Below are 17843 nucleotides of genomic sequence, written 5' to 3' on the forward strand. Positions count from 1 at the left end.
CTTATTCATTCCTCACTTCGTGTCGTACCAGGAGAGACCATACGCCCACTCAGCCTTTAATGGGACATCGAGTGCCAATGCAGATTCCATCACTTCCGGTACGATTTTCTTCAGTTTCTCAATTTCCTCCTCAGGCGCCTCAAAAATCAGTTCATCATGCACTTGAAGGAGCATTCTCGTTTTCATGTTTTCCTTCGTCAATCTTGCGTCCATATCGATCATCGCCTTCTTGATGATATCGGCGGCAGTCCCTTGAATCGGGGTGTTCATTGCCGTTCTCTCCGCAAAGCTGCGCAAATTGAAATTCGAACTAGTAATATCAGGCAAGTATCTTCGTCTGTTCATCATCGTGACGACATAGCCTTTCATCTTCGCCTCGGAGACGATATCCTCCATGTATTGCTTCACGCCAGGAAACGTCTCGAGATATGTGTCAATGAACTTTCCTGCTTCCTTACGGGTAATATTCAAGCTTTGGGATAGCCCGTAATCACTGATGCCGTAAACGATTCCGAAGTTGACCGCCTTGGCAGTCCGCCTCATGTCCGAGGAAACACCATCCTTATCCACACTGAATACGTCCATCGCTGTCTTCGTATGGATGTCTTCCCCTTCCCGGAATGCCGAAATCATTTTTTCGTCTTGGGACATATGCGCAAGGACACGCAGCTCGATCTGCGAATAGTCAGCGGCGAACATGAGCCAGCCCGGTTCTGACGGCACGAATGCCGCGCGGATTTTCCGGCCTTCCTCAAGCCTGATCGGGATGTTTTGCAAATTCGGGTTGATGGAGCTCAAACGTCCCGTTTGTGTCAATGCCTGCTGGAATCGCGTATGGATTTTTCCATCCTCATGGATTTCCTTCGATAAGCCTTCGATATAAGTGGAGTTCAGCTTTCCGAGTTGACGGTATGTCAAAATATAACTAATAATTTCATGCTCACTTTCAAGCTTTTCCAACACATCCGCTGCAGTCGAATAGCCTGTCTTCGTTTTTTTGATTGGCGTCAATCCGATTTTCTCGAACAGAATTTCACCTAGCTGCTTCGGAGAATTAATATTGAAAGGTTGTCCCGCCATCTCATAGATGATCGATTCAAGTTCGGCCAATCTCGTAGAGAGTTGAAGGCCGATTTGTTGGAGGATTCCCAAGTCGGTCTTAACACCCGTCGATTCCATCTTCCCAAGAATTTTTGCGAGTGGCATTTCCAGCTCATGATATAATTCGAACTGTTCATTTTCATGTAATTTCTCTTCAAGGACAGGTCTCAGCTTCCAGACGGCTTGAGCCTTTCTGCCGGCATGGTCTGCAAGCACCTTTTCTTCGGGCACTGCTTTTTTCGCACCTTTTCCGTAAACCGCTTCATCCGGCAGCACGTCCGAATAATTGAATTCCTTTGCGACGGAAGCGACGTCTGTATAAGAAGAGGATGGATTTGCAATATACGTGGCTAGTAGTAAATCGAATTCAAAGCCGTTCACTTCTATGTCATAGCGCAGTAAAGAAGCATAAGCAGCTTTCGAATCGGTCGCATATTTCCTTTTCACTCCATCCCGAAGCCATTCTCTTAAACGGTCCGACTGTTGCAAGACAGCGATCGGAATATATATTATTTGCTTGCCGTCCGTCATGCTGACGCCTGATACATCTGTAGCTAAATAATTTTCATCCATCATTTCAACATGGATCGCCATCTCATCGGCAAGTTCAATCGATTCAGGATCAGTGACGATTTGGACGTCGATTTCTGCAACTGGCCCACTTTCAGTTTGAGGAGCCATTTTTTCGAGCAACGTCTTGAACTTTAATTCCTCATAAATAGACTTGACGTTTTCTTCATCTGGACCAGAATATGTCAAATCATTTATCGAAATTGTAAGGGGGGCATTCACTTCAATCGTTGCGAGCTTTTTGCTCATGATTGCCTGCTCTTCGTTTTCCGTCAAATTTTCCTTCAATTTCTTCCCTGAAACAGAAGCCAAAGATTCATATACTTTTTCGACCGTGCCGTATTCCTTCAGCAGTTTAAGCGCAGTTTTCTCACCGACGCCCGGCACTCCTGGAATATTATCGGATGCATCGCCCATGAGACCTTTCATATCAATGATTTGTGGCGGTGTAATGCCGTATTTCTCCATTACATGTTCCGGTGTGTACTTCTCGAGGTCTGTAATTCCTTTACGCGTAATGCACACTGTCGTATGGTCGCTCGCCAGTTGCGTCAAGTCTTTATCACCTGAAATGATGACGACTTCCACGCCTTCTTCGTCGCCCGACTTGCTTAACGTCCCAATAATATCATCCGCTTCGTATTGATCTAGTTCATATTGCGGGATTTGATAAGCATCTAGCAGCTTCCGCAAATAAGGGAATTGCTCTGAAAGCTCAGGTGGCGTCTTTTGCCTCCCACCTTTATACTCACTGAAAGTCGAATGCCTGAACGTCGTCTTCCCAGCATCCCAGGCGACGAGCATATGAGTCGGCTTTTCTTCCGCCAGTATGTTTTGCAGCATCATCGTGAATCCGTACACCGCATTTGTATGGATGCCCGTATCGTTCGTCAATAACGGTAAAGCGAAAAACGCACGATACGCCAAGCTATTTCCATCTAAAAGCACTATTTTCTTTTTCGTCAAATGAGTCCACTCCCTTGTTCGTTCGTCCAATCAATTACGCCTCGGAGTAATTGCGTCCGGATTTTTATCGAGCTTGCTCGATAAACTCCCTTAAAAATCCGTGACATCCGCCGGAGGCTTTAACTTAATACAGCAAGCATTAAACTTCATTGAATCGATGGTATTTCTGCATTCATCCAACCACTTATAACAGTTTGAACCTTTTGCTGGATTAAGTTAAAACGTCATCTCCATTTATCTTACCATGATGGCAAGTGTAAATGAAAATGACGTCGTCTGTTATTCGAAGTATCCTGTTAATATTTTTGCATATGGTGAGTCGGCTGGCATAATGATTACCGTATCGTCTCCGATTGTGCGTGCATAGGATTGGAGCGTACGGTAAAGACTATAAAACTCGGGATCTTTTGAGAAAGCATCATTGTAGATCTTGGCAGCTTCCGCTTCCCCTTCTGCATGAATGATAGCGGCCTCTTTTTTCGCAGTCGCAAGCATTTCTTGCACTTCCCTATCCGTTTCTGCCTCTATTCTCTTCTTCTCGGCATCCCCTTGTGAAAGGTAATCCTGTGCTGTCGATTCACGTTCCGAAATCATACGTGTGTAAATGGAGTGTTCGTTTTCTTCCGGAAGATCGATCCGTTTCATCCGCACATCAATTACTTCGATGCCGAAGTTCCCTTCAACCAGGAATTCATTTACTCTCGTCGTAACCATATCATTCAGGCTACCGCGAGATGAGTTTTCATCATTAACAACTTCTACGTAATTCAATTGTCCCATCTCATTCCGTATGACGGAATATATGAATTCCTCCATGCGCATTTCAGCATTGATAATATTACGCGCATTGGAAATCATTTTTGCAGGGTCGGTAATTTTCCAAACAGCATAATTGTCGATAATGATTCGTTTTTTATCCTTCGTAGTAATTTCAGCTTCGGAAACATTGTGCTTCATTTGATTTTTCGGCAAACTTGACACAGTTTGAATGAATGGGATTTTCATATTCAGCCCTGGTTCATCTATGATTCTTGTAATTTCACCGAATTGACGCACTACCCGATACTCCCCTTCTTTTACAACAAAGACATTGGCAAGAAGGATAACCGCTAATGCAAAAATCACTGTAAGCGTAATTGCTGTTCTGACAAACTTCCTTGTATTGAACGGTTTTTTTGGAGTGATGACTTTATCCGCACGTGCTGTCTTTTTCTGTTTCCCACCTTGCATTTCTTTGAATTTCTCCTCGATGCTTTTGAATGGATTATTATCGTTCGTCATTAGTTTCCGCCCCCTTCCGTGTTCTGCTCAGCAGGTGGTGGTGTTTGGTTTTCCAGTTGATGCAACGGCAAATATTTGACCGTTTCGCCGTCATCATTCATGATATAGATTTTTGCTTTCGGCAACACTTGCTCTAATGTCTCGATAATTAACCGCTCTCGGGTGACCGATTTGTTTTTTTCGTACTCCGCATACAAATCATTGAAAAGGGCGACATCTCCAAGGGCTTGCTCTGTACGGGCTGTCTTCTGTCCAATTGCACGAGAATTAATGGCGGCTTTTTCACCTTCTGCTTCGTTCGTACGTTGGTTTTTATATCGCTGCGCTTCATTGATTTTTGTGCTTCTCGTTTCACGGGCGTCCGTTACTGCGGTGAACGCGGCCCGAACATCTGCGTTCGGCAATTCAACATCCTGCAGTTTGACGCCTTGAATCGAAATGCCAATATCATAATTAGTCATGAGCGTAGTTAATAAATCTCGCGTTTTTGCTTCGATATCCGCTTTCCCATCCGTCAATGCCGAATCGATTGTGGAGCTTCCGATGATCGATCGAATAGAAGCGGAAGTTGCATCATGAAGAATTTCCTTCGGACTTTGTGAGTTAAATAGATATTTCTCCGGATCTGTTATTTTCCATTGGACGACTAGATCTGCAAGTACAATATATTCATCACCTGTGATCATTTTCGTTTCTTTGTCGTAAGCAACAAGAGTTCCGTCCGGATCTTGTTTGTAACCGAATTGAAGACTAAACGTCTCTTTAGAGAGTTTCTCAACATTTTGGATTGGCCAAGGCAATTTAAAATGCAATCCAGATTCCGTGACTGGTGTATCCGCTTTTCCGAAAGTGATAACAATCGCCTGTTCGGATTCGTCCACTGTATACCACGTCGTAAATGCTACGATGAGCAAGATTACTCCAGCAATGACAAGTCCGGCTGCTACCGATGCTCGGCGTGCGCTCATTTGAATTCCCCCTTTATCTATGTATCTACTATACTTACGGTCAGATATCGATTAAGTTTCAAAAAAAATCCGCGTTATGCGGATTTCTTTGGTAAAAATATAGTAAATATCGTCCCGACTCCCAATTCACTTTCAACAGTGACTTTGCCGCCATGCGCCTCAATCAAATGTTTGACGATAGCGAGCCCAAGGCCCGTTCCGCCTGAATTCCTGCTTCGCGCACGGTCCACTCTATAAAATCGTTCGAACAACCTCGGAAGCTCCGTTCGATCAATTCCCATCCCTTCATCCCGCACTTCGATGATTGCTTCATCTGCAGTTTGAGATGCATTAATTGTAATTGTCGTATTCTCTTTCGAATAGTTGATGGCGTTTGTCAACAGGTTGACCATCACTTGGATAAGTCTGTCGGAATCCGCTTCAATTACTATTTCTGAATCAACGTTTATTTTGAAGTGCATATTTTTCCTTTCGAGTAAACCATTAACAATTTTCATTGCATTGTCAACGACATCCGAGACGGAGACTTTGCTATGTTGCAATTGAAACCCTTCCCGTTCGATCCCCGACAACTCCAAAAGATCATTGATTAATAAATGTAAGCGATCGCTTTCCTTTTGGATGATTCCTAGAAATTCTTTCGATGTTTCAGGATCATTCATTGCACCGTCCAATAAAGTTTCTGTAAAGCCTTTGATCGAAGTGATTGGAGTGCGAAGCTCATGTGAAACGTTTGCAACGAAATCTTTACGGATTTCCTCCAATCTTACAAGTTTTGTAATATCGTGTGTTACAACAATGATGCCGAGCCAATTGCCATGGCGTCCGATGACAGGCGCGCCATATACATTGAAATGAGATTGGCCGTTTCGTATTTGTCTTTCATGCACCTGTTCCGTCAAAAACACATCTTCAATCAGCCCCTCAATGCCTTGAGGCAACCCGATTTCCATAAAGGTTTTCCCAATCAATTCGTCACGCTTAAATCCGAATGTCTTTTCAAACACACCATTCACTAAATTGACGGAGCCTTCCCTCCCGAACATAAGGAGACCGTTGCCCATACTTTCAATTAATGTTTTCAGGCGTTCCTTCTCCATTGCGCGCAGTATCGAAGTTTCCTGCAGATTTCTTGCAATCTGATTCACAGCGATGCCTAGTCCATTTTGACTCCCGAGTTCATCGATCGGGGTCCTTGCTAAATAATCGCCTCGCGCGATTTTCTCAGCAGTTTTCGTCACTAAATCTGTCGGTTTAGCGTATTGCCTTATAACACGGGCGCTTAGAATTAAGGATAGGAAATAGGCAATCGTTAAAATAGCGATAAGAAAAATCCAAAACTTCCGCTGAACATGCAAAGTAATTCCATCATCAATCAGATAAAAAAACTGGCCAAGGACAACGCCAAGACCAGTCAACAGAATCAAAAATATAACAGCAAAGGCGATGAAAAGTCTGGAATATAGACCTTTCATTTTATTTTTTGCTCCTCAAATTTATATCCGATCCCTCTAACCGTCTTAATAAAAATAGGTTTTCTCGTATTCTCTTCGATCTTTTCACGTAAATGGCTGACATGTACATCGACGATTCGAGTATCTCCGGCAAAGTCGTAATTCCAAACTGCGCTCAGCAATTGATCACGAGTGAGCACACGGTTTTTATTTTGCATGAAATAGACGAGCAGTTCAAATTCCTTAGGCGTAAATTCCAATGCTTCGTCGCCGAAATAAGCTTCATACTGCTCAGGATGCACAGTAAGCGGCCCCGAGCGGAGCACCGGCAAATCCTTCCCGTTGATGCCGGTGCGCTCGCCACTGCGCCGCAGCACCGCCTTTACTCTGGCAAGCACTTCACGCGGACTAAATGGTTTTGTCATATAATCATCGGCTCCGATTTCCAACCCAAGTACTTTGTCCGGCTCCTCACCTTTTGCCGTCAACATGATGATCGGTGTGTTAATATTCCTTTGCCTCAAAATCTTGCATACCTCTATGCCATCCATTTTCGGAAGCATAAGATCGAGCAAAATCAAATCCGGATTTTCATTTTCCACTTTCAGTACCGCTTCTTCACCATCAGCCGCCATAATCGTTTCATAATTGGATTGTCTCAAATTATAGTCCAACAAAGTGCGGATCGGCTGCTCGTCGTCCACGATTAGTATTTTCTGCACGATTGCCCAAGTCCCCCTTAGATGCTAACTGTCTTTGTATTGAATGAACAAAAAATCAAAAGTTATCCATCGCATCCGATGTCAGGTTTTCCCGGATGGAAGGCGGAATGACCGTCACAGTTCCTGAAATGACTGTTTGTCCATCTTCGTTCGTCGCCTCCACCTTTATAACAATGGAACGTCTCTCTTTTTCCACTCGAATCACTTCAAATAGGAAATCGATTGTTTCATAATGATACACGTGGTTCGGGAAAAGCAAATGCTGTTCCGTGATGTGCGAACCCGGTCCGGGCAAGTATTTTGAAATGGCGGATGTGACAATTCCGTTCAACATGATCGTCGGCACAATCGGCTTGTCGAATTCGGTTCGGGATGCATAATCATGCTGGATATACAACGGATTTGAATCATTTGTCAAACCTAGGTAGAGCAGCAAATCCTTATCCTCGATCTTTTCGGTAAGCTTCAGCTTTTCACCTTCAACGATTCTTTCGATTTCCCTTCCTATCCGCCTCTTTTTGCCTAATATCAACGTGCTTCCCCCTTCATTTTCCTGCATGGAATTAGTATTAAAGAAAGTGTATCAATTTTCACTCCTAAAGGGCAAGCGACTTGGCTAATACTAAAAAACGGTTCCAAATCAACTGTTGGAGTGTTGTGATCTGCACGTCACTCTTTCATTTAGGTTTTGCTATGAATAATGTTGATTTGCACTCCAGGCGGACGCTAGTCAATTGTTATACAAACATTAATGCTTTGAATGAATTAAACATGCATTGTCTTGTCAACAGGCTGTTGCTTTCCGTTACGACGCTCGCTTTCCGCGGGCATGGCTTGAGCCTCCTCGGTCGCGAAAGGCGTGCGTCCTGCGGGGTCTCAAGACTCATGCTATTCCCGCAGGAGTCGAGCGCCTGCACTCCAAGCAACAGGTGCCTATAAATAAAAATGAATCGCATCCAGGTTGCGCACCAGATGGTCTTGGGGAACCAACTGTTCTATTGTCAGCATTTCCAACTGTTCGCGTTCATTAATTGATTCTTCGTCATCATATCTATCACCACTTTCGGATAATAGGAAACACCGTTGATTGGAGCAGAGAGCGGAGAGCGGCGACTCCTGCGAACGCCGTAACGAAGAACGACGTTTGCGAGTAAAAGCGTAGCGTTACGAGCAATGTTTTTTGCGACCCTAAGGGAGCAGGATATGAAGGCTGTCTAATTTCTGCACAAACCGCAGATATTAGACAAATCGAACCCTTCGCTGTTCGATTGGCTGAAGCTGTGCCCGCGAAAAGCGTTCGCCCGCAACGGAAAGCAACGTTGTAGAAGTTAATTTCTTTTACATAAGAAAACCGGGAAGCGTCAAGGCTTCCCGGTTTAATGATATATTATAGGTTTTTAATCAATTCATCAGCGAACTCTGAAGCTTTCACTTCTGTAGCTCCGTCCATCAAACGCGCGAAGTCATAAGTTACAACTTTAGAAGCGATCGTTTTCTCGATAGAAGCAGTGATCATGTTCGCCGCTTCGTTCCATCCCATGTGCTCAAGCATCATAACGCCTGAAAGAAGAACAGAAGAAGGGTTCACTTTATCAAGACCAGCGTATTTCGGAGCTGTACCGTGCGTTGCTTCGAAAATCGCATGACCAGTTACATAGTTAATGTTAGCACCTGGAGCGATTCCGATTCCGCCGACTTGAGCTGCAAGTGCGTCGGAAATGTAGTCGCCGTTCAAGTTCATCGTTGCAACAACGTCGAACTCTTTCGGACGAGTCAAGATTTGTTGTAGGAAGATATCAGCAATCGCATCTTTTACGATGATTTTGCCAGCAGCTTCTGCGTCAGCTTGCGCTTTGTTCGCAGCGTCTGTCCCTTCCGCTTCTTTAATTTTGTCGTATTCGTTCCAAGTGAATACTTTATCGCCAAACTCTTGCTCAGCAACTTCGTACCCCCAGTTTTTGAAAGCACCTTCAGTGAATTTCATGATGTTTCCTTTGTGGACAAGAGTTACAGACTTACGGCCTTCCTTAATTGCATAATTGATTGCACCGCGAACAAGACGTTTTGTTCCTTCTTCGGAAACAGGCTTGATACCGATACCTGAAGTTTCAGGGAAACGGATATTTTTGACACCCATCTCGTCTTGAAGGAATGAAATTAACTTATTAACTTCATCAGAGCCTTCTTGGTATTCAATACCAGCATAAATATCTTCTGTATTTTCACGGAAGATGACCATATCGCAGTCTTCTGGGCGTTTAACAGGAGAAGGAACCCCTTCGAAATAACGAACTGGACGCAAGCAAGTGTAAAGATCCAACTCTTGGCGAAGTGCAACGTTCAAAGAACGGAAACCTCCACCGATCGGTGTTGTCAATGGACCTTTGATAGCGATAAGGTACTCATCGATTGTGTCAAGAGTTTCTTGTGGCAGCCATTCTCCAGTTTCGTTGAATGCCTTTTCTCCTGCAAGAACTTCTTTCCATTCGATTTTCTTTTGGCCGTCATACGCTTTCTCGACTGCTGCTTCCAATACGCGTGAAGCTGCATGCCAAATATCGGGACCAGTACCGTCACCAATGATGAATGGGATCGTTGCATGATCCGGAACGTTAAGTACGCCGTCAGTTACTGTGATTTTTGCCATTTTACTTTCCTCCATTTCAAGATGAGGGGGCCGATAGTGTGCTATCGCCCCGATGTATTACTTGTTAATCTGGCGAATTGTGACCAGGTACAAGTTATCTTTCGTTGATAGGCACGTATTTTTGCATGTCCGGTCCGATATAATCTGCACGTGGACGGATCAGTCTATTATTGGAGTATTGCTCCAAAATATGTGCCGTCCAGCCTGAGAAGCGGGAAACCGCAAAAATAGGTGTGAATAAATCGTGGTCGATACCAAGTGAATGATATACCGACGCTGAATAGAAATCAACGTTAGGTGGTAAATTTTTCTCGCCGGTAACGATTGATTCGATTTTCAGCGACATATTATACCATTTCTCTTCTCCACGAAGAGCTGTCAACTTTTTCGACATTTCACGTAGATGCTTCGCACGTGGATCCCCTTTACGGTACACACGGTGGCCGAAGCCCATGATTTTCTCTTTATTATCAAGTTTTTCTCTGATGTATGATTCAACTTTATCTTCTTCGCCGATTTCCATGAGCATTTTCATCACTTGTTCGTTCGCACCACCGTGAAGTGGGCCTTTTAGTGCTCCGATTGCAGCTGTAATGCCGGAATACATATCGGAAAGGGTTGCCACACAAACACGCGCAGTGAAAGTGGAAGCATTCAACTCATGGTCAGCGTGAAGCACTAATGCTTTATTAAAGGCTTCAACAGCGATATCTTGAGGCTCTTCTCCTGTTAACATATACAGGAAATTTGCCGCATAGCCAAGTTCCTTTTTAGGGGCAACCGGCTCTTGACCTTTACGGATGCGAGAGAAAGCAGTAACGATCGTTGCCACTTTCGCTTGAAGCTGTATTGCTTTTTCGTAATTGGCTTCATCAGACATATCTTCCGCGTTTTCATCGTATAATCCTAGGAGGGAAATAGCTGTGCGCAATGCCGCCATCGGATGTACTTCACTGATTGGATAAGTCTTAAAATGATCAAGTACAGGTTGTGGAACCGACATATTATCCGCAAGTTGCTGTTTCAATTCAGCAAGCTCGTCCGCTTTCGGCAGACGCTGATGCCATAATAGATAAACAACTTCTTCAAAACTTGCATTTACTGCAAGATCATCGATATCGTAACCGACGTATGTAAGTGTGTCATCAATAATAGAACTGATGGCGGACTGTGTCGCTACGATTCCTTCCAATCCTTTTGTTGCTGTCATTTAAATCGCTCCTTCAGTCATTTTGCCGTCCAACCTGCAAAATCTAGCAGATTCCGGCAAATCTACTTTTTATTTAGTACTGTCTGAAACGCTTACAAACCCCATTATAAGCAAATATTACAGTTTTGTGAATGGAAACGCTTGTTTTATTTGTAGAATAACAGAAAAAAGGATGAAATCTTGCTAAAAAACACTCAACAACAAACTTTCAAATCAATGGCCCTGCAATGGTTTCCAGCAATTATCGCGGGGATTTTCATCTTTGTAATTCCACCTGTAGGAATCGCAATAATCGCAGCCTATTTTACTGCTCCTATATTACTTGCGGTCAGAGCGATGACAAAACTACCTTTGACAATCGCCACCCTTTTCGTCATGCTGTCCATGATATTCATCTTCAGTACGTTTTCGTTCATTGCATTGCACGGATTGATGGATACGGTGCCGCTTTTGGAAAAACACCTATCTACATACACCGGAAAAATGGATCTGACAGGCAAGGTTTTCACTTTCCTTAAAGAAAAGATTGTTGAATACGGACATGCATTGCTCGAATATGCCATTGCATTTACGGCTTCTTTTTTTCAACATATTTTCAGTTTTTTTATTTTCCTCGTCGCCTATTTTTTTGCGTTGCGGGAATCAGGAAAAAACAAATTCTGGTTTCTCGTCTATTTTCCCGTAAACATGCGAGCTTCAGCCAAACGTGTATTTACAAAGTCCGGTGAATTATTCGGTACATTCGCTTTCGTTGAAGCAAGATTATTTTTATTGACATTCATCATTCTAAGCATCGGATTTACAATACTCGATTTTGAATCGCCCATCGGCAGCGCATTCCTTGTTTCTATCGCTGATAGTATGCCTTTGTTGGGCATCGGGCTTTTCCTCATTCCGATGTCGGCTTTTTTCCTTTATTCCGAGCAATTATTCATCGGTGTTTCGCTCGCCTCGCTTTATATCTTCGTTGTTATGACGAGACAATTGGCTGAATCATATATGTGGGCTTCCGCATTTCGCGTAAAGCCCATCCATGCTTTTTTCATCACAGTCTGCTCGCTCTATCTGTTTGGATTGCCGGGTATTCTGTTAACGCCTTTTCTGCTTTTCGCGGCACTCAAATTGAAAAAGCATCCTTCCTTCATCGAATGACGATTCGACCTTGTTTCATCTTTTTATAAATCCAACTGACGATAAATGGTCTAATGATTTTTCTCGGACCTTTAAATAGAAGTAAAAGCCCGGCAATATCCGTTATGAAACCGGGCATGATCAATAAAACACCGCCGAAGAAAATGCAGATTCCGTCAATCATTGCATTTCCCGGCGCTTCCATCGTCCCCATCCTGTTCCGCAAATCGGTAAAGGCTTTAAGTCCTTGTCTTTTTGCAAGGTAAGCCCCTCCAATCCCGCTGATAAGGATGAGCAGAAGGGTCGGCATGACCCCAATTTTGTTTCCGGAATATAGCAGAAGCATAATTTCCGCGGCTGGTACAAGAATAAAAGCAATTAACAGCCATTTCATTCAACAACATCTCCAATCCTAAAAAGGCCGCTTCCGTACAAAACGGAAGACAGCCTCAATAAATTTAATTATTTGTTATAGTACACTTGCATGTCCATTATAGATGACTCCGGATTCTGCATCCATTGTTATATCTTTTCCATTGACGATAATATCAGTAGCTTTTTCGACACCCACAATGACAGGGATACCTAAACTTAGGCCTACGACAGCCGCATGACTTGTCAATCCGCCCTCTTCCGTAATTAACCCGGCGCATTCTTCAATCGCGGGCATCATATCACGGTCGGATGAATACGTGACAAGAATCTTCCCTTTCATATTATGTGCCAATGCTTCTTGGGCGTTACGAGCGACAACGGCTTGGCCAAACGCGACAGACTTTCCGATTCCCTGTCCTTTGGCAAGCATATCGCCAATGACATGGATTTTCATCAAGTTTGTAGTACCCGCTTCGCCGACCGGCACTCCCGCAGTGATAATGACAACATCACCATGAGTTACATATTGGTGTTTCACACTTTCTTCGACGGATTCCTGCAAAATCGCATCGATGGAATCCACTCTTTCCCCGATGATCGGGTAGATTCCCCATACAAGTGACAATTTCCTTGAACATTCGTCTGAAGCGGTAATTGCGATAATCGGACAACCTGGACGATACTTTGCAATCATTTTGGCTGTATGGCCGCTTTCCGTAGGGGCGAGCACAGCTTTCACCTTTAAGTTGATGGCCGTGTAAGCTGCGGCCTGGCCGATCGCTTCTGTCATATTGCCATGTTTTTCACGACGGCGTGTGGAAACGACTGAGCGATAATCGACAGCTCTTTCAGCTGTTTTTGCAATTCTGTCCATCGTACGGACAGACTCAACCGGGTATAATCCTGCTGCTGTTTCCCCTGAGAGCATGATTGCATCGGAACCGTCCAAAATGGCGTTTGCGACGTCACTTGCTTCCGCTCGTGTAGGACGTGGATTTCTTTGCATTGAGTCAAGCATCTGGGTAGCTGTGATGACAGGCTTGCCGACCTGATTGCACTTTTCGATCATTTTCTTTTGAACGATCGGCACTTCCTCCGCCGGAATTTCTACGCCGAGATCCCCCCGCGCAACCATCAGTCCATCTGAAACCGTCAAGATGTCATCCAAATTATCGACACCTTCACCGTTTTCGATCTTCGGAATAATATGGATTTGACCACCGCCGTTATTTTCAAGTAATTCCCTTATCTCCATTACGTCAGAAGCTCTGCGTACGAAAGAGGCTGCGATGAAATCGACACCTTCTTGGATTCCGAATAAAATATCCTCTTTATCTTTTTCGGTAATTCCGGGAAGCTGTACCGATACACCTGGTACGTTAACGCCTTTTTTATTTTTCAACGCGCCAGAGTTGACGACGATCGTATGGATGAGTCCTTTTTCATGATCCTTTCCGATGACTTCCAGTTGGATCAGCCCGTCATCCAATAGAATGACAGACCCTTTATCCACATCTTCGATCAGCTTCTCATATGTAACTGAAAAAACATTGTCGGTCCCTTCCACTTCAGTCATCGAAATATCGATGTGCTGGCCGGTAATCAATTCGACTTCCCCGTTTTTCATGGAATGCGTCCGGATTTCAGGGCCTTTCGTATCGAGCAGGATTCCGACAACCTTGCCTGTCTTCTTTGACGCTTCCCTGATGGATTTGATTCGGGCTTTGTGCTCTTCGTGTGTACCATGTGAAAAGTTAAGCCGTGCAACGTTCATACCTGCCTCAATTAATTGTTCAAGTAGCTCCGGTGATTCGCTGGCTGGTCCGATTGTGCACACAATTTTTGTCTTTCTCATCACAAAACGCCCCTTCGTATTGTACTCGTCATATATTGTAGTTTGATCAAATCGACAATTCTTTGGATAACTTATACAGTTCCATATCCAAAGTATGGTCTGTTGGTGCAAATACCACTTCTAAATCATAGTCTACCACCTTATGGTTTTGCATACCAATTGCTACGCCGCCACGGCCTTCGCTCAACACTTCGACAGCCCTTGCGCCATATTGGCTCGCAATTACCCGATCACGAGCTGATGGCGAACCACCACGTTGGATATGTCCAAGGACGGAAACCCGTGTTTCGATTCCCGCTTTTTCCTTTAACAAATCTGCCAAAGCCGACCCAGACATGACCCCTTCTGCGACGACGATGATACTATGCTTTTTCCCACGGCCCGTTCCGCTTTTCAATCGACGAATGATTTCATCCATATCATAGCCCTCTTCAGGTATGAGAATCGTTTCTGCACCGCCTGCTAGACCTGCCCAAAGCGCCAGATCACCGGCATCTCGTCCCATCACTTCGATAATGAAAGTGCGTTCATGCGATGTTGCGGTGTCCCTGATCTTATCGATTGCATCTATGACTGTATTCAATGCCGAATCGAATCCGATTGTGAACTCCGTGCCATTTATATCATTGTCGATTGTCGCTGGAACACAAACACACGGAATTCCCATCTTCACCAATTCGAACGCACCTCGGAATGATCCATCCCCACCAATGACGACGAGGCCATCAATATGATGCGCCTTTAACTGGCGGACCGCTTCTTTTTGCCCTTCCTCAGTCATGAACTCCGGAGATCGAGCAGATCTGAGCATTGTACCTCCGCGTTGGATAATGTCACCGACAGAACCGAGCTGTAACAATTCAATCTTTCCTTGGATGAGTCCTTGATAACCATTGAAAACGCCAGCAATTTCAAATCCGTCATGAATCGCTTTCCGCACAACTGCACGGACAGCAGCATTCATGCCGGGTGCATCTCCCCCACTTGTCAATACACCGATCTTTTTCAAATGGATCACCCCTTCGTGTTTAGTTCACTATGTATTGTAAATCATTTCTGATAACACGAAAAGATGCGGGGAAAACCCGCACCTCATCATTCTGAAAATACACCGATATTACGAAACTTATTATAACGGTCATCTATAATTGCATTTACATCCATTTTACAGAGCGAGTCCAATGAAGATTTCAACACTTTTCTCATTTCCACAGCCTGCGCTTTCGGATCACGATGTGCGCCACCAAGCACTTCTGGAATAATCTCATCGATGATTCCCATTTCCTTCAAGTGTGGAGCAGTGATTTTCATCGCCTCCGCCGCCTGTTTGGAAAGGCTTGCATCCTTCCAAAGAATTGACGCTGCACCTTCGGGTGAGATGACGGAGTACGTTGAATGCTCCAACATATGAATGTGATTGGCGACTCCTAATGCGAGCGCGCCTCCACTACCGCCTTCGCCAATAACAATCGAAATGACCGGCACTTTCAATCCTGCCATTTCAATTAGATTGCGGGCAATCGCTTCACTTTGGCCACGCTCTTCTGCAGCTTTCCCTGGATAAGCGCCTTTCGTATCGATGAAGCAAATGATTGGACGGCCGAACTTTTCAGCCTGCTTCATTAACCGCAACGCTTTTCTATATCCTTCCGGATGGGGCATTCCAAAGTTGCGTTTCACATTTTCTTTTGTGTCTTTCCCTCGCTGATGCCCGATCACAGTCACTGGCATCGATTCGAAGGAGCCGATTCCGCCAATGATTGCTGCATCGTCCCCAAATGAGCGATCGCCATGAAGTTCCATGAAATCCTCAAATAGTTCAGCAATATAGTCTCTCGTCGTCGGACGTTCCGGGTGTCTCGCCACCTGCACGCGATCCCACGGCTCCATATTGTTATATATTTCCGTCTCCAAATTACTTAATCTCGTTTTCAACTTACCGATTTCCTCGGAAAGGTCGACTTCGTTCGTAGAAGTGAATTCTTCGAGTTCATCAATCTTTTCACGAAGTTTCACAATCGGTTCTTCGAATGCCAACGTCTTGCTCATCTTATTTTTCCTCCCTTACATGCAGCCCGATCAATTTCGCAAGGGCTTCCGTCAAATCATGACGATGGATGACTGCATCGACTTGTCCATGGTCCAATAGGAATTCGGCAGTTTGGAAATTGTCCGGCAGCTTTTCCCGGACAGTCTGCTCAATTACCCGTCTTCCCGCAAATCCAATCAGGGCTCGCGGTTCAGCTATATTAATATCGCCTACGGACGCAAAGCTAGCAGACACGCCACCTGTTGTAGGATAGGTCATGACGGAAATGAACAGCAGCCCTTTTTCTGCATGGCGTTTCAACGCAACACTTGTTTTTGCCATTTGCATTAAGGATAGGACACCTTCTTGCATTCGAGCACCGCCGCTCGCAGAGAAGATGATGACGGGAATGCCCTTTTCCGTAGCAGCTTCAACGGCCCGGGTAATTTTCTCGCCGACGACCGACCCCATTGAACCCATACGGAAATGGGAGTCCATAATTGCGACTGCAACTTCATTTCCTCCGATTTTCCCGATGCCCGTAAGAACAGCTTCATTCAATCCGGTCTTTTTAGAATCGGACGCGATTTTCTCTGTATAGGATGGGAAATTCAACGGGTTTTCCGACTTTAAATGGTCGTCCATCGATTTGAATGTATCTTCATCAAAGAGACAATCAATACGCTCCCATGCCGTCATTTTGAAATGGTGATCGCATTTCGGACAAACTTTTGCATTTTTTATCAAATCTTTTGTTAAGATGATCTGTTTACATTCTGGACATTTTGTCATTAACCCTTCTGGCACATCATTCTTCGCATCTGCCGAAGGTATCGTTATCGCTTGCTTTTTTTTCGTAAAAAATTCACGGATCATTCTTTGTCTTCCCCCTCGATATGTTCAATCCACTGGTCATAGGCATTTATCGCTTCAATGACGTTTCCTTCGATCAAATGCTTTAGCAATGATCTCACAATGTCATTTTCTATTCCTTCCGTCATCAGCTCGTACGGAACCTTGCTATATTGTTTCAGTATAAACCAAATTTTCAACGATAATCGGTTATCTGTCGCGACAATCATTTCCCGCATAATATCTTCTCGGAGAACTTCGCCGTCTTCATCAAGCTTCATAAGGAGCCCTTCCCAAACAGGCAGGTTACGCTTCAGTTCGTCACCGCAGATCGTTTGAATTGCCGCTTTTTCATGAATAATGCGTGTATCTGTCACATCCAATGCGGATTTAGGCTGCTGCATGTCGAATGTCGAAAGCACTTCAACGAGTTGGTGCTTTTTGAAATCAGCAAGGTACGTCCCTTCGCCGCGGCGGGTTTCGATCAGACCAAGCAGCTCAAGACTTCTCAGTGCCTCCCGAACTGTGGATCTGCCCACTTGTAGACGTTCCGCCAAAACACGTTCAGATGGTATTTTGTCACCTGCTTTGATGCCTTCCGCCTTGATCATCAGCCTGAGTTCGTCAACGATGTCAAGAAACATCTTAGATGATGGTTTTGTATTTTGCATACGGCCGCCCC

General features: G+C 44.5%; 15 protein-coding genes. 1 reads left to right on the plus strand and 14 read right to left on the minus strand.

Annotated elements, in window-relative coordinates; genetic code table 11:
• Nucleotides 1-12: 12 nt before the first annotated feature.
• From polA to citZ, 8 genes are all read right to left on the minus strand, one after another.
• A complete protein-coding gene (polA, locus tag AB1K89_RS07690; protein WP_413054181.1) occupies nucleotides 13-2637 on the minus strand; it encodes a DNA polymerase I in 2625 nt (874 codons plus the stop codon).
• A 279-nt stretch (nucleotides 2638-2916) separates the two neighbouring features.
• Complete coding sequence (hflC, locus tag AB1K89_RS07695; RefSeq protein WP_413054182.1) at nucleotides 2917-3918, minus strand: protease modulator HflC; 1002 nt, start codon at nucleotides 3916-3918, stop codon at nucleotides 2917-2919.
• Nucleotides 3918-4886 (minus strand): FtsH protease activity modulator HflK, encoded by a 969-nt coding sequence (gene hflK / locus AB1K89_RS07700; protein ID WP_413054183.1) that lies wholly within the window; start codon nucleotides 4884-4886, stop codon nucleotides 3918-3920. The genes hflC and hflK overlap by 1 nt, the downstream gene beginning before the upstream one ends.
• 74 nt (nucleotides 4887-4960) lie before the next feature.
• Entirely contained in the window at nucleotides 4961-6361 is a 1401-nt protein-coding gene (gene pnpS / locus AB1K89_RS07705) for a two-component system histidine kinase PnpS (protein WP_413054184.1), read from the minus strand.
• A complete protein-coding gene (locus AB1K89_RS07710) occupies nucleotides 6358-7065 on the minus strand; it encodes a response regulator transcription factor (protein ID WP_413054282.1) in 708 nt (235 codons plus the stop codon). Before AB1K89_RS07710 ends, pnpS begins: the two co-directional genes overlap by 4 nt.
• 52 nt (nucleotides 7066-7117) lie before the next feature.
• On the minus strand, nucleotides 7118-7594 hold the full coding sequence (locus tag AB1K89_RS07715) for a MaoC/PaaZ C-terminal domain-containing protein (protein ID WP_413054185.1): 477 nt from the start codon (nucleotides 7592-7594) through the stop codon (nucleotides 7118-7120).
• A gap of 855 nt (nucleotides 7595-8449) precedes the next feature.
• Nucleotides 8450-9709, minus strand: coding sequence for an NADP-dependent isocitrate dehydrogenase (icd, locus tag AB1K89_RS07720; protein ID WP_413054186.1), 1260 nt, complete (start codon nucleotides 9707-9709; stop codon nucleotides 8450-8452).
• Nucleotides 9710-9803: 94 nt separating this feature from the next.
• On the minus strand, nucleotides 9804-10919 hold the full coding sequence (citZ, locus tag AB1K89_RS07725) for a citrate synthase (RefSeq protein ID WP_413054187.1): 1116 nt from the start codon (nucleotides 10917-10919) through the stop codon (nucleotides 9804-9806).
• Nucleotides 10920-11099: 180 nt separating this feature from the next.
• Here citZ and AB1K89_RS07730 point away from each other — a divergent pair, with 180 nt between their 5' ends.
• Nucleotides 11100-12071 (plus strand): AI-2E family transporter, encoded by a 972-nt coding sequence (locus tag AB1K89_RS07730; protein ID WP_413054188.1) that lies wholly within the window; start codon nucleotides 11100-11102, stop codon nucleotides 12069-12071.
• On the opposite strand, the gene AB1K89_RS07735 is transcribed toward AB1K89_RS07730, so the two are convergent.
• The 6 genes from AB1K89_RS07735 to AB1K89_RS07760 all read right to left on the minus strand — a co-directional run bounded on the left by AB1K89_RS07735 (nucleotide 12061) and on the right by AB1K89_RS07760 (nucleotide 17832).
• Nucleotides 12061-12444, minus strand: a complete 384-nt coding sequence (locus AB1K89_RS07735) for an FxsA family protein (RefSeq protein ID WP_413054189.1) — start codon at nucleotides 12442-12444, stop codon at nucleotides 12061-12063. The genes AB1K89_RS07730 and AB1K89_RS07735 overlap by 11 nt on opposite strands.
• Nucleotides 12445-12519: 75 nt before the next feature.
• Complete coding sequence (gene pyk, locus AB1K89_RS07740) at nucleotides 12520-14280, minus strand: pyruvate kinase (protein ID WP_413054190.1); 1761 nt, start codon at nucleotides 14278-14280, stop codon at nucleotides 12520-12522.
• A 46-nt stretch (nucleotides 14281-14326) separates the two neighbouring features.
• Nucleotides 14327-15289: a 6-phosphofructokinase gene (pfkA, locus tag AB1K89_RS07745; RefSeq protein ID WP_413054191.1), complete on the minus strand. Its 963-nt coding sequence runs from the start codon at nucleotides 15287-15289 to the stop codon at nucleotides 14327-14329.
• 86 nt (nucleotides 15290-15375) lie between these two features.
• The gene (locus AB1K89_RS07750) at nucleotides 15376-16329 is read right to left on the minus strand and encodes an acetyl-CoA carboxylase carboxyltransferase subunit alpha (RefSeq protein ID WP_413054192.1); all 954 of its coding nucleotides are present in this window, start codon (nucleotides 16327-16329) and stop codon (nucleotides 15376-15378) included.
• Nucleotide 16330: 1 nt separating this feature from the next.
• Nucleotides 16331-17185: an acetyl-CoA carboxylase, carboxyltransferase subunit beta gene (accD, locus tag AB1K89_RS07755; protein WP_413054193.1), complete on the minus strand. Its 855-nt coding sequence runs from the start codon at nucleotides 17183-17185 to the stop codon at nucleotides 16331-16333.
• Nucleotides 17182-17832, minus strand: a complete 651-nt coding sequence (locus AB1K89_RS07760) for a FadR/GntR family transcriptional regulator (RefSeq protein WP_413054194.1) — start codon at nucleotides 17830-17832, stop codon at nucleotides 17182-17184. Before AB1K89_RS07760 ends, accD begins: the two co-directional genes overlap by 4 nt.
• Between the last annotated feature and the right edge of the window lie 11 nt (nucleotides 17833-17843).

The organism is Sporosarcina pasadenensis, assembly GCF_047228845.1.
GTDB lineage: Bacteria > Bacillota > Bacilli > Bacillales_A > Planococcaceae > Sporosarcina.